The 17,128-nt window shown below is 64.1% G+C and carries 15 protein-coding genes and 9 tRNA genes; 20 read left to right on the top strand and 4 right to left on the bottom strand.

Translation table 11 applies throughout. The annotated features are described in order from the left end of the window. Together ARC63_RS22720 and ARC63_RS07385 are read right to left on the bottom strand one after the other, a co-directional pair. Window positions 1-356: hypothetical protein (locus tag ARC63_RS22720; protein ID WP_231298601.1), on the bottom strand; the 356-nt coding region annotated here is incomplete at its 3' end. A 9-nt stretch (window positions 357-365) separates the two neighbouring features. Continuing rightward, entirely contained in the window at window positions 366-1,286 is a 921-nt protein-coding gene (locus tag ARC63_RS07385) for a hypothetical protein (RefSeq protein ID WP_057502918.1), read from the bottom strand. A gap of 528 nt (window positions 1,287-1,814) precedes the next feature. Here ARC63_RS07385 and ARC63_RS23780 point away from each other — a divergent pair. The 17 genes from ARC63_RS23780 to ARC63_RS07305 all read left to right on the top strand — a co-directional run bounded on the left by ARC63_RS23780 (window position 1,815) and on the right by ARC63_RS07305 (window position 13,068). After that, window positions 1,815-1,946 (top strand): hypothetical protein, encoded by a 132-nt coding sequence (locus tag ARC63_RS23780; RefSeq protein ID WP_019336556.1) that lies wholly within the window; start codon window positions 1,815-1,817, stop codon window positions 1,944-1,946. 167 nt (window positions 1,947-2,113) lie between these two features. Then, window positions 2,114-2,190: transfer RNA gene (locus tag ARC63_RS07380), tRNA-His, on the top strand. Window positions 2,191-2,269: 79 nt separating this feature from the next. Further along, a tRNA-Lys gene (locus tag ARC63_RS07375) sits at window positions 2,270-2,345 on the top strand. Between the two features lie 197 nt (window positions 2,346-2,542). Then, window positions 2,543-2,618, top strand: a tRNA-Lys gene (locus ARC63_RS07370). A gap of 392 nt (window positions 2,619-3,010) precedes the next feature. Continuing rightward, the gene (locus ARC63_RS07365; protein WP_057502917.1) at window positions 3,011-3,319 is read left to right on the top strand and encodes a hypothetical protein; all 309 of its coding nucleotides are present in this window, start codon (window positions 3,011-3,013) and stop codon (window positions 3,317-3,319) included. A 141-nt stretch (window positions 3,320-3,460) separates the two neighbouring features. Beyond that, a tRNA-Leu gene (locus ARC63_RS07360) sits at window positions 3,461-3,545 on the top strand. A gap of 189 nt (window positions 3,546-3,734) precedes the next feature. Further along, window positions 3,735-5,030, top strand: a complete 1,296-nt coding sequence (gene tig / locus ARC63_RS07355; protein WP_010483893.1) for a trigger factor — start codon at window positions 3,735-3,737, stop codon at window positions 5,028-5,030. A 76-nt stretch (window positions 5,031-5,106) separates the two neighbouring features. Next, window positions 5,107-5,733 carry an ATP-dependent Clp endopeptidase proteolytic subunit ClpP gene (clpP, locus tag ARC63_RS07350; RefSeq protein WP_004146318.1) on the top strand — a complete coding sequence of 209 codons (627 nt, stop codon included), beginning with the start codon at window positions 5,107-5,109 and terminating at the stop codon, window positions 5,731-5,733. A gap of 126 nt (window positions 5,734-5,859) precedes the next feature. Continuing rightward, the gene (gene clpX, locus ARC63_RS07345) at window positions 5,860-7,149 is read left to right on the top strand and encodes an ATP-dependent Clp protease ATP-binding subunit ClpX (protein ID WP_032129320.1); all 1,290 of its coding nucleotides are present in this window, start codon (window positions 5,860-5,862) and stop codon (window positions 7,147-7,149) included. Window positions 7,150-7,291: 142 nt separating this feature from the next. After that, a complete protein-coding gene (gene lon / locus ARC63_RS07340) occupies window positions 7,292-9,745 on the top strand; it encodes an endopeptidase La (protein WP_053442573.1) in 2,454 nt (817 codons plus the stop codon). Between the two features lie 217 nt (window positions 9,746-9,962). Beyond that, window positions 9,963-10,235, top strand: a complete 273-nt coding sequence (locus ARC63_RS07335) for an HU family DNA-binding protein (protein WP_004146343.1) — start codon at window positions 9,963-9,965, stop codon at window positions 10,233-10,235. Window positions 10,236-10,246: 11 nt separating this feature from the next. Next, window positions 10,247-10,321, top strand: a tRNA-Val gene (locus tag ARC63_RS07330). A 26-nt stretch (window positions 10,322-10,347) separates the two neighbouring features. Next, window positions 10,348-10,424: transfer RNA gene (locus ARC63_RS07325), tRNA-Asp, on the top strand. An 83-nt stretch (window positions 10,425-10,507) separates the two neighbouring features. After that, window positions 10,508-10,584: transfer RNA gene (locus ARC63_RS07320), tRNA-Asp, on the top strand. Window positions 10,585-10,671: 87 nt separating this feature from the next. Beyond that, window positions 10,672-10,748: transfer RNA gene (locus tag ARC63_RS07315), tRNA-Asp, on the top strand. A gap of 106 nt (window positions 10,749-10,854) precedes the next feature. Then, window positions 10,855-10,931, top strand: a tRNA-Asp gene (locus ARC63_RS07310). A gap of 181 nt (window positions 10,932-11,112) precedes the next feature. Next, a complete protein-coding gene (locus ARC63_RS07305) occupies window positions 11,113-13,068 on the top strand; it encodes a peptidyl-prolyl cis-trans isomerase (RefSeq protein WP_019336553.1) in 1,956 nt (651 codons plus the stop codon). Window positions 13,069-13,265: 197 nt separating this feature from the next. Here the strand turns inward: ARC63_RS07305 and ARC63_RS07300 are convergent, their stop codons facing one another. Both ARC63_RS07300 and gloB read right to left on the bottom strand, forming a co-directional pair. Next, window positions 13,266-14,465 carry a lytic transglycosylase domain-containing protein gene (locus ARC63_RS07300; RefSeq protein WP_010483881.1) on the bottom strand — a complete coding sequence of 400 codons (1,200 nt, stop codon included), beginning with the start codon at window positions 14,463-14,465 and terminating at the stop codon, window positions 13,266-13,268. After that, on the bottom strand, window positions 14,462-15,226 hold the full coding sequence (gene gloB, locus ARC63_RS07295) for a hydroxyacylglutathione hydrolase (RefSeq protein ID WP_019336552.1): 765 nt from the start codon (window positions 15,224-15,226) through the stop codon (window positions 14,462-14,464). The genes ARC63_RS07300 and gloB overlap by 4 nt, the downstream gene beginning before the upstream one ends. Window positions 15,227-15,237: 11 nt before the next feature. On the opposite strand from gloB, the gene ARC63_RS07290 reads away from it, so the two are divergent. The 3 genes from ARC63_RS07290 to dnaQ are packed head-to-tail and all read left to right on the top strand — an operon-like array spanning window position 15,238 to window position 17,084. Further along, entirely contained in the window at window positions 15,238-15,882 is a 645-nt protein-coding gene (locus ARC63_RS07290) for a methyltransferase domain-containing protein (RefSeq protein ID WP_057502916.1), read from the top strand. Between the two features lie 13 nt (window positions 15,883-15,895). Then, window positions 15,896-16,348, top strand: a complete 453-nt coding sequence (gene rnhA, locus ARC63_RS07285) for a ribonuclease HI (protein ID WP_010483875.1) — start codon at window positions 15,896-15,898, stop codon at window positions 16,346-16,348. 4 nt (window positions 16,349-16,352) lie between these two features. Then, window positions 16,353-17,084, top strand: a complete 732-nt coding sequence (dnaQ, locus tag ARC63_RS07280; protein ID WP_010483873.1) for a DNA polymerase III subunit epsilon — start codon at window positions 16,353-16,355, stop codon at window positions 17,082-17,084. The last annotated feature ends 44 nt before the right edge of the window (window positions 17,085-17,128 follow it).

The following is a 17,128-nucleotide window of genomic DNA, read 5'->3' as shown; positions in this document are numbered from 1 at the left end:
GGCGGGAGGACGGTCGAAATCACTTCGCCGGAGTCGAAGCCTGCACCTCGCCACGTGTAGTTGACGCAGGAAATACCGTTGCAGACGGTCAGGACATCGCCGGTCTGGACTCGCGTCTGGGCTGTCCAGACAGTGGTCCGGCCGTCATTGAGCTTCTGGACCTCTTGGGAAAGCTGCTGGTTGGTCACCGGATCGGGATACGGGGTTGTCAGCGTGCATCCGGCGGTGCAGTTGATGACGCCAGGAAGCTTTTTCGCTTGAAGGCTCCCGGCTGCCATGAACAGCAGCACGCCTGCAATGGCGGGAATGGAGTTTCTACCAAGCGAAGGGATAATCCCAATCAGTCTAGCTTTCACAATAGGTCCTTATCGTGGGATGCAACAGTTCTTGAAGATTTCGTTCGATGAAATGCGGGCTTTCTCTTTCTCTTGGCTGCTCAGGTTTTTCTCATGGTTGGCAATGTCAGTGGTGGTGGCAAAACGTGGGTCCAGCCGGTTGAGGACGCGGGTATACGCCAGGGCGGCAACGGGATCCGCAGGAACGATGCCGCCATACGTGTAGGCCATCGCCATGTCGCTGATGACATTGACGTTCCCTTGTGATTCCAGTTCGCGCAGATATCCGGTGGCGGTGTCCTTCCACGCCTCGAGCGCCGCGGGATCACGGATTGCGTCATCAAGCGAACCGATGACTTTCTCCGGCGATCGCGAGTAAGCGCGCATCGCTTCCTGCGAGCCCATGGCGGCGGCCTTCGAAAGCCAATCGGCGTGATAGATGTCCTGATCCAGAGCCAACGACTCGCACTCTTTGAGGATTCGTTCCGATCGCTCCAGGAACCAGTTGCCGGACCCGACCGTGGTGGCTGAATCCGCCAGCTTGTCAGCGCGATCCGAGATGAAGGTCTGGCACTGCTCGATGGTTCGATAGATTTCGTAGGTTGCCGTGGCATCTCCGGATTCGGAGCGCAGCATCAGTTGCTTGACGTGGGCGAGCGCGTCACCGGGAGGCCGGAACTCATTGCCTCTTACGATCTCGTAGGCTTTGGGGCCCACTGCCTTGTACGAGCCCGGCGGGATCTTGTTGTCCCGCTCCAGCCTCTGCGCGGCCGCCGTACCTGACGCCGGAAGCTGCCTTCCCTGGTCGGGCCTTTCATCAAGGCTGCCACTGTTCCCGGATTCCTCTGCCGTGGCATCGGCAGCTGGCTGCTGCCGGTAGCCGTACATTGCAACGGCTGCCACTGCCAGCACCGCTGCCAGCGTGACGAATCCGATTAGCCGCTTGCTCATCTATTGATCTCACCTTCATTGCAGGAACCGGCATGGTTGCAAACGTGCGCCTCGTGTTCCATGTCCTGCAGCTAACGTTGTATGAATGGATCTCCCCCATTCCCGTTTGAGATTCATTCACGATTCGTTCACCAATCGTTCACGTCGTCGGGAGTGCGTCCGACCATGGCGAGCTGTTTGCCTGCGCCTGACCTTCGGCGCAGGCGGCACGCACCTTCTGGCGCTCGGCATGAGATGCAGTTTGGAAAGGCGCGGGAGAGGTAGAGCAGGTGCTGGCCGAAGTGCATCGTCTGCGCAGTTGCCAACGGCGGCTTGCCCTGTACTGCGGCGGTGTCACCTCGCTGGCGTTGACTGGCCTGCTGACGGGGGCGACGGACCAACGCAGTGCGTCGATCGACGTGATCGAAACGATGTTGCCGATGGACAGCGGCGGCCGATGTTCTCGGCCGAAGATGAGCGCTTGCACGCGCAGGTGTGCAAGCCATTACCCGTCGTGTGTTTCCTGGCAGGACGCAGTCGCACAATGCGATGTTTCAGCTGCTCGACGGAGCGGGCCAGCCGCGCCAGCAGTTGCAGGTCACGCCGAAGGGGGAGGCCACGCTGTCATTCCTGGACGAGCATGGGGACGCCGTGCGTGTGATCTCGGCGGAGCAGCTCTGATCTCCTGTTCCGGCCCCTGCACATCAATGTGAAGAAGTGCTTGCAATTCCTTCGCGACTCCCGGAAAATGCCGGACTCGCTTCGGGGGACGGACTTCTGGTTCCGCCCGTAGCAAAGCATCAAGTTCCAACGTCAGCCTCATCGGCGGTGGAGCGAAAGTTTCAGTGGTGGCTGTAGCTCAGTTGGTTAGAGTACCGGATTGTGATTCCGGTGGTCGGGGGTTCGAATCCCCTCAGCCACCCCACTGATTCAACCGCATCGGCGCAGCCGAAACGGTATTGCAATAAACAGAAAGCACGCTACAATGTGCGTCTGAGTTTCACGGGCCGTTAGCTCAGTTGGTAGAGCAGTTGACTCTTAATCAATAGGTCCAAGGTTCGAATCCTTGACGGCCCACCAAGACAGAAGCCACCTGGTACCCCAGGTGGCTTTTTTCTTATAGGTGTGACTCCCATCGTTTCGATGGGGCACGCGTTGCAGAACCCGCTCGGCGCGGATCTGCAGCAGCAGCGGGACCGCAGTGCTGGTTTCAACCATGTTGAAAAAAGTGCTTGCACCCACCGAGCGGATCGGGTCATAATTCGCGCCCCGATTTCGGGCTGTTAGCTCAGTTGGTAGAGCAGTTGACTCTTAATCAATAGGTCCAAGGTTCGAATCCTTGACAGCCCACCAGACGAAAGCCACTTGGTTCGCCAAGTGGCTTTTTTCTTGCCTGTTCGCTGGGTGGCGTCTGCAGATACCAGCGGTGCTGGCTGGAGTGGAGCCCCCTTGAGTCAAGGGGGCGCGGCGAAGCCGCGGGGATGTGGGGGCTGGTGAAGTGGGGCTGCGGCGCGAATGCGCAGCAGCTTCCCCTTGGTTCGCCAAGTGGCTTTTTTCTTGCCTGTTCGCCGGGTGGCGTTTCATCCGCGCATGGCGTGGATCTACTGAAGCGATGCTGAAATCAGGGGCATACGCGTCATCAGTGTTTTCAATGCTGTGCGCTGCTTCTCACCGCGCTGCGCCCTTCATCGCACCCAATGGATCTTCCGCGCCGAGAGCGCATGCATGTACGAAGGAAGATCCTGATGGCCGATATGAAACGACTGCGCCGGGGGCTGTGGGTTTCATTTGCGTTGCTGGTGTTGGTGGCCTGCGCGCCGGAACGTGATCCGGCGCAGACCGTGGAGCGCGATGCAGGTACAGGGGCGGTTCCGGCGCGCCCGGTCGGTGACACCATGCAGATGCAGCCGGCGCAGCCGGTGGAGGGTGAGGCTGCGCCGGAGGCGATGGGGCTGCGTCGCACCGACAAGGGTGGCGTGGACATCCGCAAGGTGGATGTGGCGGCCGGGCAGGGCGCTGACGCACCTGCGTCCCCTGCCGAGGCGAAGCACTGAGTCGCCGCCGTCCCGAACGGTCGCACGACCTTCGGGGCGGCCTTTGGCGCGGGCAATGAGCACAGGGCTATCATGTTCAGTTTTGTGCAGGCCTTCCGATTCCCGCCGTCGCCTGCGACAATGAATGCCTGAGCCGGCCACGCGAAAGTGGCGGAATTGGTAGACGCCCTGGATTTAGGTTCCAGTGCCGCAAGGCGTGGGGGTTCGAGTCCCCCCTTTCGCACCAGTGCCGGCCTGTCCCCGCCCTGATCGGGCCATCGACGCCCACTTGACCGGCACGCGCTGGCAGTGCAGGCCGAATTGGGCGAAACTAAAGGGCTGCGGCAAGCAGGCGCGTCCCAGACGTCGTGTCCTTACAACCGTTTCATCCCAATCATCGAGCCGGGGGCGTGGGCCACCGGTGGCAGGAGTCAACATGCAAGCTTCGATCGAATCCACCGGCAACCTGGAACGCCGCCTGAGCTTCTCGCTGCCGGAAGAGCGTCTGCAGAGCCACATCGTCGGCCGCCTGGGCGAAATCGCCCGTACCACCCGCATCAAGGGTTTCCGTCCGGGCAAGGTGCCGGCCAAGGTGATCGAGCAGCGCTTCGGCGCGCAGGTCCGTGGTGAGGCGCTGGACGGCCTGCTGCGCGAAACCTTCGACGCGGCCGTGCGCGAGCACGACCTGCGCATCGTCGGCAGCCCGCGCATCGACAAGGGCGACGAGGGTGAGTTCTCCTTTGTGGCCACCGTGGAAGTGGTGCCGGACTTCGGCGACATCGACGTCAGCAAGCTGACCGTCGTGCGCCATACCGCCGAGATCACCGACGCCGACATCGACCAGATGATCGAGAACCTGCAGAACCAGCGTCGTACCTGGGCCCCGGTCAGCCGTGGCGCGCAGGACGGTGACCTGGTCGCGGTGGAAACCTGGTCGCAGGCCGGCGAAGAGCGCCTGCCGGCCGAAGGCACCGAGAAGGGTTCGATCGTGCTCGGCCAGGGCATGATGTTCGAGACCATCGAAAAGGGCCTGGTCGGCCTGGCCAAGGGTGAAGAGAAGACCCTGGACGTCGAGTTCCCGGCTGACTGGCGCGTGCCGGTGCTGGCCGGCAAGACCGTGCAGGTCACCGTCAAGGTTGCCGAAGTCTCCGAGCCGGTCGTGCCGGCGGTCGACGAAGCCTTCATCAAGAGCTTCGGCGTGAAGGGCGGCGACGTGGAGCAGTTCCGCAGCGACATCCGCGCCAACCTGGAGCGCGAGCTGAAGGGTGCCCTGATGAACCGCCTGCGCCGCGAGGTCGGCGAGCAGCTGATCGCCGCCTATTCCTCGGTGGAAATGCCGCCGCGCCTGGTCGAGAACGAAGCCCGCGCCATGCTGGCCCAGCAGGTCGAGCAGATCCGCCGCAACGGCCAGAACGTTGGCGAGATCCCGGCCGATGCCCACGAAGGCTTCAAGGAAGCGGCCGCCAAGCGCGTGCTGGTCGGCCTGCTGGTCGGTGAAGTGGCCCGCATCAACGACCTGCGCCTGGAAGCCAAGCGCCTGAACGAAACGATGCGTCTGATCGCTTCGACCTACGAAGAGCCGGAGCAGGTCATTGAGATGTACCGCAATGACCCCCAGCTGATGTCTGGCCTGCAGAACCGTGTGATGGAAGAGCAGGTGATCGACTGGATCGCCGAGCGTGCCCAGCACACCGAAGAGAAGCTGTCGTTCCAGGACGCGATCCGCCAGTAAGCCCGGGCGGATCACCGGATGCCCCGCGCCTTTGCCGGCGCGGGGTTGTTGCCCCCCAAGATAGGTACCTCACGTAATGGACAACCGAACCAAAGCCCTGAACCTGGTTCCGATGGTGGTCGAGCAGACCAGCCGCGGCGAGCGTGCCTACGACATCTATTCGCGCCTGTTGAAGGAGCGCCTGATCTTCCTCGTGGGCCCGATCGACGATCACATGGCCAACGTGGTGGTGGCGCAGTTGCTGTTCCTGGAATCGGAGAACCCGGAAAAGGACATCAACATCTACATCAACTCGCCGGGTGGCGTGGTCACCGCCGGCATGGCGATCTACGACACCATGCAGTACATCAAGCCGAATGTGAGCACCACCTGCATCGGCCAGGCTGCCTCGATGGGCGCCCTGCTGCTGGCCGCAGGCGAAGCCGGCAAGCGCTATGCGCTGCCGAACTCGCGTGTGATGATCCACCAGCCGTTGGGCGGCTACCAGGGCCAGGCCACCGACATCGACATCCACGCACGTGAGATCCTGACCCTGCGTTCGCGCCTGAACGAGGTGCTGGCCAAGCACACCGGCCAGTCGCTGGAGACGATCGCGCGTGACACCGAGCGCGACAACTTCAAGAGCGCCTTCGAGGCGCAGGCCTACGGTCTGGTCGACCAGGTCCTGGAGCGTCGTCCGGATGAGTCGATCCAGGCCGGCTGACCGGCCTTCACGGGGCCATGGAGGCCCCGTTCCTGCAGGGTCGGGCGGGACTGGTGTCCCCTCGGCCCTGTGCTATTCTCGAATCGAACCCCCGTTCAGCGGGTGGGGTAACTGGGTAAGCGAAGCATGAGCGAAGACCGCCAAGGTCGTTCCACGGACACCGGCAAGATCCTCTACTGCTCTTTCTGCGGCAAGAGCCAGCATGAAGTGCGCAAGCTGATTGCGGGTCCGAGCGTGTTCATCTGTGATGAATGCGTGGAGCTGTGCAACGACATCATCCGCGAGGAACTTGAGGAAAAGGCGCAGTCGGCGCGCAGTTCGCTGCCGAAGCCGCGCGAGATCCTCGAGGTGCTCGACCAGTACGTGATCGGCCAGAACCGCGCCAAGCGCACCCTGGCCGTGGCCGTGTACAACCACTACAAGCGCATCGAGAGCCGGCAGAAGAACGACGACGTCGAACTGGCGAAGTCGAACATCCTGCTGGTCGGCCCGACCGGTTCGGGCAAGACGCTGCTGGCCGAGACCCTGGCCCGCCTGCTCAACGTGCCGTTCACCATGGCCGACGCCACCACGCTGACCGAAGCCGGTTACGTGGGCGAGGACGTGGAGAACATCATCCAGAAGCTGCTGCAGAAGTGCGACTACGACGTCGAGAAGGCGCAGCAGGGCATCGTCTACATCGATGAAATCGACAAGATCTCGCGCAAGAGCGAGAACCCGTCGATCACCCGCGATGTGTCCGGCGAAGGCGTGCAGCAGGCCCTGCTGAAGCTGATCGAAGGTACCGTGGCCAGCGTTCCGCCGCAGGGCGGCCGCAAGCATCCGCAGCAGGAATTCCTGCAGGTGGACACCAAGAACATCCTGTTCATCTGCGGCGGCGCGTTCGCCGGGCTGGACAAGGTGATCCAGGCCCGTTCCACCGACGTCGGCAGCATCGGCTTCGGCGCCAAGGTGAAGAGCAGCGAGCGCAAGCAGGAAGTGGGCAAGGTGCTGGCCGAAGTCGAGCCGGAAGACCTGATCAAGTTCGGCCTGATCCCCGAGTTCGTCGGCCGCCTGCCGGTGGTGGCGACCCTGGAGGAGCTGGACGAGCCGGCCCTGATCAGGATCCTGACCGAGCCGAAGAACGCCATCACCAAGCAGTTCAAGAAGCTGTTCGAGATGGAGAACGTCGAACTGGAGTTCCGTCCGGACGCGTTGTCGGCCATCGCCCGCAAGGCGCTCAAGCGCAAGACCGGCGCCCGTGGCCTGCGCACCATCGTCGAATCGGTCCTGCTGGACACCATGTACGACCTGCCGTCGCAGGAAAACGTCAGCAAGGTGGTGGTGGACGAATCGGTGATCGAGCACAAGTCCGAGCCGTACCTGATCTACCAGACCCCGGCGGCCCCTGAACAGAAGGCCGCAGGCGCTGAGTGATCCTTCCAGGTTGTTGATTGGAAAGGATTTTCAAGGAATGCCTTGCATCTGAAAGCCGATGGCCCCATAACGGGGCCATCGGCTTTTTTTGTCTCCGGAAGATGCCCTCCCGGAGGCGGTTTTCCCCTTCCCTGGAGCCCCCATGGCCCGTTCCCCAAGTGAAACCCTCGACCTGCCGGTCCTGCCGCTGCGCGACGTAGTGGTGTTCCCGCACATGGTCATCCCGCTGTTCGTCGGCCGTGACAAGTCCATGCACGCGCTCGAACAGGCAATGGAGGCGGACAAGCGCATCCTGCTGCTGGCGCAGAAGTCGGCCGAGACCGATGACCCGCATGCGGCCGATCTCTACCAGGTCGGTACGCTGGCGCAGGTGCTGCAACTGCTGAAGCTGCCCGACGGCACCATCAAGGTGCTGGTCGAAGGCCTGTCGCGCGTGCAGGTCACCCACGTCGACGAGCGCAACGGCTCGCTGCATGGGCAGGCGGTGGAAATCGACGCCACCGACGAGCGCGAAGCGCGCGAGGTCGAGGCGATTGCCCGCTCGCTGATGTCGCTGTTCGAGCAGTACGTCAAGACCAACCGCAAGCTGCCGCCGGAACTGCTGCAGACGCTGTCGGGCATCGATGAGCCGGCGCGCCTGGCCGACACCATCGCCGCGCACATCAGCGTGCGCCTGGCCGACAAGCAGCGCCTGCTGGAAACGCTGGCCGTCGGCGATCGCCTGGAGATGCTGGTCGGCCTGGTCGATGGCGAGATCGACGTGCAGCAGATGGAAAAGCGCATCCGCGGCCGCGTGAAGTCGCAGATGGAGAAGAGCCAGCGCGAGTACTACCTCAACGAACAGATGAAGGCCATCCAGAAGGAACTGGGTGACCTGGATGACGCGCCGGGCGAGCTGGAAGAGCTGGCCCGCAAGATCGCCGAAGCCGGCATGCCGAAGGCCGTTGAAGCCAAGGCACGCAACGAACTGAACAAGCTCAAGCAGATGTCGCCGATGTCGGCCGAAGCCGCGGTCGTGCGCAACTACCTGGAGTGGCTGCTGGGCGTGCCGTGGAAGAAGCGCAGCAAGGTGCGCAAGGACCTGAAGGTGGCGCAGGATACCCTCGATGCCGATCACTACGGCCTGGAGAAGGTCAAGGAGCGCATCCTTGAGTACCTGGCGGTGCAGTCGCGCGTGAAGCAGATGAAGGGCCCGATCCTGTGCCTGGTCGGGCCGCCGGGCGTGGGCAAGACCTCGCTGGGCCAGTCCATCGCCAAGGCCACCAACCGCAAGTTCGTGCGCATGTCGCTGGGCGGCGTGCGTGACGAGGCCGAGATCCGTGGCCACCGTCGTACCTACGTCGGTTCGATGCCGGGCCGCATCGTGCAGAACCTCAACAAGGTCGGCAGCAAGAACCCGCTGTTCGTGCTCGACGAGATCGACAAGATGTCGATGGACTTCCGTGGCGATCCGTCTTCGGCGCTGCTGGAAGTGCTCGACCCGGAGCAGAACAACGCGTTCAACGACCACTATCTGGAAGTGGACCTGGACCTGTCCGAAGTGATGTTCGTGGCCACCTCGAACTCGCTCAATATTCCGGGCCCGTTGCTGGACCGCATGGAAGTGATCCGCATCCCCGGCTACACCGAGGATGAGAAGCTCAACATCGCCACCCGCTACCTGGTGCCCAAGCAGATCAAGGCCAACGGCCTGCAGCCGGAAGAGCTGGAGATCGGCAGTGATGCCATCCAGGACATCGTGCGCTACTACACGCGCGAATCGGGCGTGCGCAACCTGGAACGCGAGATCGCCAAGATCTGCCGCAAGGTAGTGAAGGAGATAGCACTGGCCGGCCCGCAGCCGGCGGTGAAGGCGAAGAAGGGCACGAAGAAGTCCAAGGCGCTGGTGAGCGTGTCCAGCAAGAACCTGGACAAGTACCTGGGCGTACGTCGCTTCGACTTCGGCCGTGCCGAGGAAGAAAACGAGATCGGCCTGGTCACCGGCCTGGCCTGGACCGAAGTCGGTGGCGATCTGCTGCAGATCGAATCGACGCTCGTGCCGGGCAAGGGCCAGCTGATCCTGACCGGCCAGCTTGGCAACGTGATGAAGGAATCGGCGTCGGCGGCGTTGTCGGTGGTGCGTTCGCGCGCGGTCGGCTTCGGCATCGACAGCGACTTCCTGCAGAAGCACGACGTGCACCTGCACGTGCCCGATGGCGCCACGCCGAAGGACGGCCCGAGCGCCGGCGCGGCGATGGTCACCTCGCTGGTGTCGATGCTGACCAAGGTGCCGGTGCGTGCCGACGTGGCGATGACCGGCGAGATCACCCTGCGGGGTCGCGTCACTGCCATCGGTGGGTTGAAGGAGAAGCTGCTGGCCGCACTGCGTGGCGGCATCCGCACCGTCATCATCCCGGAAGAGAACCGCAAGGACCTGGCCGACATTCCGGCCAACGTCACCCGCGATCTGGAGATCGTGCCGGTGAAGTACATCGAAGAAGTCCTGGACCTGGCGCTGGAGCGTCCGCTGGCACCGAAGAAGGCGCGCAAGAGTGCGCAACGTGTCACGGTGCGCAGCAAGGCCAAACCGAGTGGAAGCGCGCGCGTCAAGCATTGACGCGCGCTGTCCAATGGCCCGAAACCCGCGTCGTTGCTGGCTTTCCAGCTTGCGTGGGGGTAGGGCCACTGGTATAAAAGCAGCACTCGCGAATGAGTGATCGCTGTCAGCGATGACTGAATCGGCGAACCGTTTCCACATGGCGGCCGCATGCAGAAGGCATGCGGTTGCTTCCCTGTCGAATAAGCGGAACCCACCGCCAAAGGAGTTGTAGAGAATGAACAAGACCGAATTGATCGATGCCGTTGCTGAAGCTGCCGACCTGACCAAGGCCGAGTCCAGCCGCGCTGTCGATGCCGTCGTTGCTGCCGTCACCAAGGCGCTGAAGGACGGCGATGCGGTCACCCTGGTTGGCTTCGGTACCTTCCAGGTCCGCGACCGTGCTGCACGCACCGGCCGCAACCCGAAGACCGGCGACACCATCAAGATCGCTGCTTCGAAGAATCCGTCGTTCAAGGCTGGTAAGGCCCTGAAGGATGCTGTAAACTAAGCGGCTCGCTGGGGTGCTTAGCTCAGCGGTAGAGCGTCTCCTTTACACGGAGAGGGTCGGGGGTTCGAAACCCTCAGCACCCACCACAGCACCGCGGTAAAAGTTTGAGTGTGGAGCGGTAGTTCAGCTGGTTAGAATGCTGGCCTGTCACGCCGGAGGTCGCGGGTTCGAGTCCCGTCCGCTCCGCCATTCAACGAGGCCTCCGGCCAAAAGCTGGAGGCTTTGTTTTCTCCCCGGTCCAGGCCAGTGGGAAAACAAAAAAGCAACAATGCGGAGCGGTAGTTCAGCTGGTTAGAATGCTGGCCTGTCACGCCGGAGGTCGCGGGTTCGAGTCCCGTCCGCTCCGCCACTACATCGAGGCCCCCGGCCTGAAGCCGGGGGCCTTGTCTTCTCACCGACAGGTTCGGGAAGAAGGCGAAAAGGTTTTTGCAAGAACGGAGCGGTAGTTCAGCTGGTTAGAATGCTGGCCTGTCACGCCGGAGGTCGCGGGTTCGAGTCCCGTCCGCTCCGCCATTGCAGAATTCTTAAGTCCCTGTGAAAAAACTTTGAAAAAAGTGTTCATCGGGCTGGGTTTCCAGGGAGTCTTCGGATATACTGGGCGCCTGCAAAGTTTCAGCGCGGAGCGGTAGTTCAGCTGGTTAGAATGCTGGCCTGTCACGCCGGAGGTCGCGGGTTCGAGTCCCGTCCGCTCCGCCAACTTTAAAAGCCCTCGGCGCAAGCCGGGGGCTTTTTCTTTGGGCCGTGCCGCAGGCCTGCCGATGTGCTGATGGTGCAGGTCCACGAAGATCGGCGCAGGCCGCGCCGGCGCTGCTTTTGGTCCCTGCGGCGAAGCGGGTTACACTGCCGGGCTCGCCAATCAGGCCTTGTGATTCTCACCATGCTGCAGAAACTCCGCGACAAGACCTCAGGCTGGATCGTCACCGTGATCCTGGGGCTGCTGATGATTCCGTTCCTGTTCGTGATCGACAACAGCTACCTCGGTGGCGTTGGCGCACAGAACGTGGCCAAGGTTTCCGCGCCGCCGACCTGGTGGCGTTCGGCGCCGTCGTGGTGGCCGGTGCGCATGCTGTGGCAGCACCACGAGATCAGTGCGCAGGATTTCCGCACCCGCTTCGAGCAGGAGCGCATGCGCGAGCGCCAGCAGCAGGGTGAGAACTTCGACCCGCGCGCGTTCGAAAGCACTGAAAACAAGATGGCCGTGCTCGATCAGCTGATCGACGAGCAGGTCGTGCGCCTGGTGGGCGAGCAGGCCGGTGTCGTGGTGGGCGACGGTGCGGTGCGCGAGTACATCGCCACCATCCCGGCCTTCCTCGATTCGAACGGCAAGTTCAACGAGAACAACTATCGCCTGGCCCTGGCCGGTGGCAATCCGCCGCGTACGCCCACGCAGTTCCAGGAGCTGGTGCGCGAGAGCCTGCAGCAGTCGGTGATTCCGTCGGGCCTGCAGAATTCGGGCTTCGTCACCCAGGCCGAGACCGAGCGCCTGCTGAAGCTGCTGGGTGAAACCCGCGACGTCGAGCTGGCCGCGCTGCCGGAAGTGCCGGCCGATACCGCGCCGGTCACCGACGAACAGATCAAGCAGTGGTATGACAGCCACGGCAAGGATTTCCGCCAGGCCGAAAGCGTGTCGCTGGAATACGTCGAGATCAACGGCGCGAACCTGCCGGCACCGACCGCGGCTGACGAAGCGACCCTTCGCAAGCGCTATGAAGACGAGAAGGCGAAGTTCACCTCGCCGGAACAGCGCCAGGCTGCCCATATCCTGATCACCGGTGACGGCGCCGAAGCCAAGGCGAACAAGATCGCTGCCGAAGCCAAGGCGGCCGGTGCCGACTTCGCTGCACTGGCCAAGGCCAATTCGGAAGACCCGGGTTCAAAGGACCAGGGCGGTGACCTGGGTTGGGTCGAGCGCGGTGCGATGGTCAAGCCGTTCGAAGATGCACTGTTCGCTGCCAAGGCGGGTGACGTGATCGGTCCGGTCAAGACCGACTTCGGCTACCACATCATCAAGGTCGCCGCGGTGCGCGGTGGCGAAGGCAAGTCCTTCGAGGAAGTGCGTGACACGCTGGCTGCCGAGCAGTTGAAGGCCGACGGCGAGCGCGGCTTCAACGAACTGGCCGGCAAGCTGGTCGACGCCATCAACAAGAGCCCGAGCGATCTGGCTGCTGCGGCCAAGGAAGTGAACCTGCCGCTGCAGACCCTGGGCCCGATCACCCGTGCCACTGCCAGTGGCATCGCCGCTGACCCGGCCGTGCTGCGTGCCGCGTTCTCCGACGTGCTGGTGCAGGACGGGACCGCCAGCGACCCGATCGCCCTGGGCGGCGCGACCAACCACAGTGTGGTCATCCGCGTGGCCGCGCACACTCCGGAACAGGCCATGCCGCTGGACAAGGCGCGCGAACAGGTGATCGCCGCGATCCGCGCCGACCGCCAGCGTCAGGCCAGCGACAAGGCCGCCGACGCCGTGCTGGCCAAGCTGAAGGCCGGTGCCACCCTGCAGTCGCTGGCTGCCAGCGAGAAGCTGCAGCTGAGCCCGATGCCAGGCCTGCCGCGCAGCCAGCCGGTGCCGACTCCGGAAATCAACCGCGCGATCTTCAGCGCGCCGGTGCCGGCCGAGGGCAAGCCGAGCTATGGCAAGGTGGATGTCAACGGCCACGCGCTGCTGTTCGCGGTGAACAAGGTCAACCCGGGCGACATCAAGGAAGTGACTGCCGAGCAGCAGAAGCAGCTCAAGGACCAGCTCAGCCAGATCGATGGCATGGCCGCAGCCAAGGCCTACGTCGAGGCGATGCGCAAGAAGTTCGTGATCCAGACCACCGAAGAGAACCTGTAAGCCTCGCGGCGGGCAGGACGAGAAAGGCCCGGCAATGCCGGGCCTTTTTTATTGGGAGCGATGCTGGAAATTGAACTGTAGAGCCGAGCCCATGCTCGGCCTGTCATGAACCCCGGCAGGGCGCGAACATGAAAAAGCCGAGCATGGGCTCGGCTCTACAGGAAGCAGGGCAGGGCGCGGCCGGAACCGCGCCTGCTTCAATCCTCGACGCGCAGTACCGCGCCCGGCTTCAGCACGCTGCTGCCGCTCAGGCCGTTCAGTGACAGCAGTGCCTTCACCGGCATGCCGTAGCGACGGGCGATGGTCCATGCCGACTCGCCATCACGCACGGTGTGGCGGCGGCTGCGCGGGCGGTCGGCGATCGCGGCGACGGTCTTGGCCACCTGCGGCGTCGGCGTGGTCGTGGCAACCGGTGCGGTGCTGGCCACCAGTGTGGTCGCGGTTTCCGTCACAGTCGCATTGGCAGCCGAGACCGGGGCCAGCACCCGGGTGGTTCCAGAGGCGCGGTTGCCGGCGGCCAGGGCCGGGTTAAGGCGGGCGATCCTGGCAGGGTCCAGCGCGCGCTGTGCGGCCCACTGCTGGACGCTGGTGCCGGCCGGCAGGGTGTGGTCCTTCAGCACCGGCACGGTGCGGTCCAGCGAGGCCATCACGCCCGGCTGGTCTTCCACGTCTTCCAGCACGCAGGCCAGGGCATGCAGCTTCTCGACATAGGCATGGGTGACCGGCGACAGGCCCGGCAGGGCTGCCGGCTTGGCGTTCTGCGCGTTCATGCCAGCCTTGCGCATGGACTGCAGTACCCGGTACTCGCCGGCGTTGTAGGCCATGGTGGCCAGGCGCCAGTCGCCGCCGAACATGCCGTGCAGGGTCTTCAGGTAGCGCACCGCGGCCTGGGTGGAATCCACCGCCGACAGGCGGCCGTCATAGCCGTTGGCCATCGGCACGCGGTGGTTGCGTGCGGTGGTGGCGATGAACTGCCACAGGCCGGTCGGGCCGCTGCCGTTGCGGGCATTGGGCCGATAGCCGCTTTCCACGAACGGAATCAGCGCGAATTCGGTGGGCAGGTTGGCCTTGCGCAGCTCTTCGACCACATAGCCGAACAGCACCAGCGCATCGTCATCCTGGTTGGCCAGGCGCGAGGGGGCGTGGGCGAACTGCTTCTGCCAGCGCGGGCTGGTGGCCTCGGCATCGCAGCTGGGCTCGGCCAGGCCGTCGCGGAAGCTGGTGAAGATCTCCTGGCCGTTGCGCACCGAAGCGGCGGGCAGCGCTGAAGCGTCCAGCGGCAGGGCCGCGGCAGCGGTCAGGTTCTGGCTGATGCCGGCACCCAGCGACTGTGCGCCCGCGGTTCCGGCCAGCCCCAGGGCAAGGCCCAGGGCCAGCGGCAGACTTCGGCGCATCATGCGCGGAAGCCGTCTTTCCAGTGCCGGAGACCGGCCATCACGTCGACGTCGTCCACGACGTCACGGCCCAGGTGTGCCGATACCGACGCACGGATCGGTGCAGCGTGCACACGCAGGAAGGGATTGCAGTCGAATTCGTTGGCCAGGGTTACCGGCAGGGTGGAACGGTCATCGCGGCGCATGGCCAAAGCCTCCTCTTGGCGCTGCCACAAGGCAGCGTTGGCGGGGTCGACATGCCGCGCGAAGACGGCATTTGACACGGTGTACTCATGAGCGCAACAAAGCAGCAGTTGCGCGGGCAGGGCACCCAGCTTGCGCATCGACGCCAGCAGCTGGGACGGCGTACCTTCGAACAGGCGTCCACAGCCCAGGCTGAACAACGAATCTCCGCTGAAAAGATGTTCAGCAGTGTGAAACGCGATGTGGCTGCGGGTATGCCCGGGCACGGATAGTACGTGGAACGTCCGGCCCAATGCCTGAACGCGTTCACCTTCACCGACCCGCTCGGTCGCCGTGGGAATGCGCTCCTCGGCCGGCGCGACGACCCGCACGCCGGGGAATCGCGCCTGCAATGCCGGCACGCCACCGATGTGATCGTCGTGGTGATGGGTGAGCAGGATCGTGTCCACGCGCATGCCCTGATCGGCCAGCGCGAGCACGGGCGCGGCATCACCGGGGTCGACGACCACGGCAGCACCCTCGTCGTCGATCAGCGTCCAGATGTAGTTATCCGCAAATGCGGGCAGGGCAGTCAGTCGCATAGAATTGGACCATGCCCGCGCTGCAGAGTACCCGTCAAGCGAGCCAGACCCCGTGGTTCGACAGTGAACCGGCGGAGGCCTTGCGCGTGCTGGAGCGACAGTTGCTGCTGCCGCAGCTGTCGGTGCTGCCGGCGCAGCCCTGGCTGTGGATCGCGCCGAGTGCGGCCTGGCTGGAGGATGCGCAGCTGGGTGGGCGCGGCCTGCGCCTGTATCGACAGGGGCCGGGCTATGCCGGCGACACCCGCTGCGCGCTGCCGTTGCCGCTGGCCAATGAAAGCGTCAGTGCGATCGTGCTGCAGCATGTCACCGCGGCCGATGCTGATCGGCTGCTCGACGAGTGCGAGCGCGTGCTGATGCCGGGCGGCCACCTGTGGCTGAGCAGCCTCAATCCGTTCAGCCCGTACCGCACGCGCTGGCGCCAGCATGGGCTGGTGGTGCGCACGCCGCAGCGGATCCGCCTGCTGCTCGGCCGTCATGGGCTGGAGTGCGACGATATGCGTTACCTGGGCCCGCTCTGGCGCGGTGCGGGCAGCCGTCGTCCCGGAGGTTGGGCACCGCTGCGTGCGGCCTGCCTGTTCCATGCGGAAAAACGCACGCTGGCCCTGCCCGGGCCGAAACCGCTGCCGGTGCGCTGGCACGGCACCGTAGCTACCTGATTCTGGAGTTGTATTGAAAACCATCGAAATCCACACCGACGGTTCCTGCCTTGGCAATCCCGGCCCCGGCGGCTGGGCTGCGCTGCTGCGCTACAAGGGCCACGAGCGTGAGCTGAGCGGTGGCGAGGCGCACACCACCAACAACCGGATGGAGCTGATGGCGGCCATTTCCGGGCTGGAGTCGCTGACCGAGCCGTGCAGCATCGTGCTCTATACCGATTCGCAGTACGTGAGGCAGGGCCTGACCCAGTGGATGCCGGGCTGGATCCGCAAGAACTGGAAGACCGCCGGTGGCGATCCGGTGAAAAACCGCGAGCTGTGGGAGCGCCTGCAGGCGGCCACGCTGCGGCATCAGATCGACTGGCGGTGGGTGAAGGGGCACTCCGGCGACCCCGACAATGAGCGGGTGGATACCCTGGCCCGCAACGCGGCGATCCAGATCCGCGACGCCAGCCCGGTAAACTGAGCCCATGCGTCAGATCATCCTCGATACCGAAACTACCGGCCTGGAGTGGAAGAAGGGCAACCGCATTGTCGAAATCGGCTGCGTGGAGCTGTTCAAGCGCCGCCCGACCGGCAACAACTACCACCAGTACATCAAGCCGGACTGTGAGTTCGAACAGGGCGCGCAGGAAGTCACCGGCCTGACCCTGGAGTTCCTCGATGACAAGCCGGACTTCGCGCAGATCGCCGACGAGTTCCTGGCCTTCATCGATGGCGCCGAACTGATCATCCATAACGCCGCGTTCGACCTCGGCTTCCTCGACAACGAGCTGTCGCTGCTGGGGCCGCAGTACGGGAAGATCACCGACCGCTGCACCGTGATCGATACCCTGGTGATGGCGCGCGAGCGCTTCCCGGGCCAGCGCAATTCGCTGGATGCGCTGTGCAAGCGGCTGGGCGTGGACAACTCGCACCGTGCACTGCACGGCGGCCTGCTCGATGCGCAGATCCTGGGCGACGTCTACATCGCGCTGACCTCGGGCCAGGAGGAAATCGGCTTCGGCCTGGGCGATGACGATGGCGGTGGTGCCGGTGCGGCGCTGCAGGCCTTCGACACCAGCAAGCTGCTGCCGCGCCCGCGCGTGGTGGCCACGCCGTCGGAACTGGAAGCGCATGCCGCGCGACTGGAGCGGCTGCGCAAGAAGGCTGGCCACGCGCTGTGGGATGGCCCGAAGGTGGAAGAGCCCGCCAGCGCATAAACATCCACGCATGGCGTGGATCTACTGTAGAGCCGAGCCCATGC

Origin of the sequence: Stenotrophomonas geniculata ATCC 19374 = JCM 13324, from assembly GCF_001431625.1 — a bacterium.
Classification (GTDB): Bacteria; Pseudomonadota; Gammaproteobacteria; order Xanthomonadales; family Xanthomonadaceae; genus Stenotrophomonas; species Stenotrophomonas geniculata.
Note: the sequence above shows the minus strand (reverse complement) of the source record. Positions and strands in the feature narration are given on the sequence as shown.

What these genes read in the sequence shown, in the direction of transcription:
- gloB (WP_019336552.1), bottom strand. Translation starts at nt 15,226, where the DNA reads ATGCGACTGACTGCCCTGCCCGCATTTGCGGATAACTACATCTGGACG.
- lon (WP_053442573.1), top strand. Translation starts at nt 7,292, where the DNA reads ATGGCCCGTTCCCCAAGTGAAACCCTCGACCTGCCGGTCCTGCCGCTG.
- ARC63_RS07290 (WP_057502916.1), top strand. Translation starts at nt 15,238, where the DNA reads ATGCCCGCGCTGCAGAGTACCCGTCAAGCGAGCCAGACCCCGTGGTTC.
- ARC63_RS07385 (WP_057502918.1), bottom strand. Translation starts at nt 1,286, where the DNA reads ATGAGCAAGCGGCTAATCGGATTCGTCACGCTGGCAGCGGTGCTGGCA.
- tig (WP_010483893.1), top strand. Translation starts at nt 3,735, where the DNA reads ATGCAAGCTTCGATCGAATCCACCGGCAACCTGGAACGCCGCCTGAGC.
- dnaQ (WP_010483873.1), top strand. Translation starts at nt 16,353, where the DNA reads ATGCGTCAGATCATCCTCGATACCGAAACTACCGGCCTGGAGTGGAAG.
- clpX (WP_032129320.1), top strand. Translation starts at nt 5,860, where the DNA reads ATGAGCGAAGACCGCCAAGGTCGTTCCACGGACACCGGCAAGATCCTC.
- ARC63_RS07300 (WP_010483881.1), bottom strand. Translation starts at nt 14,465, where the DNA reads ATGATGCGCCGAAGTCTGCCGCTGGCCCTGGGCCTTGCCCTGGGGCTG.
- clpP (WP_004146318.1), top strand. Translation starts at nt 5,107, where the DNA reads ATGGACAACCGAACCAAAGCCCTGAACCTGGTTCCGATGGTGGTCGAG.
- ARC63_RS07305 (WP_019336553.1), top strand. Translation starts at nt 11,113, where the DNA reads ATGCTGCAGAAACTCCGCGACAAGACCTCAGGCTGGATCGTCACCGTG.
- ARC63_RS23780 (WP_019336556.1), top strand. Translation starts at nt 1,815, where the DNA reads ATGTTTCAGCTGCTCGACGGAGCGGGCCAGCCGCGCCAGCAGTTGCAG.
- ARC63_RS07335 (WP_004146343.1), top strand. Translation starts at nt 9,963, where the DNA reads ATGAACAAGACCGAATTGATCGATGCCGTTGCTGAAGCTGCCGACCTG.
- ARC63_RS07365 (WP_057502917.1), top strand. Translation starts at nt 3,011, where the DNA reads ATGGCCGATATGAAACGACTGCGCCGGGGGCTGTGGGTTTCATTTGCG.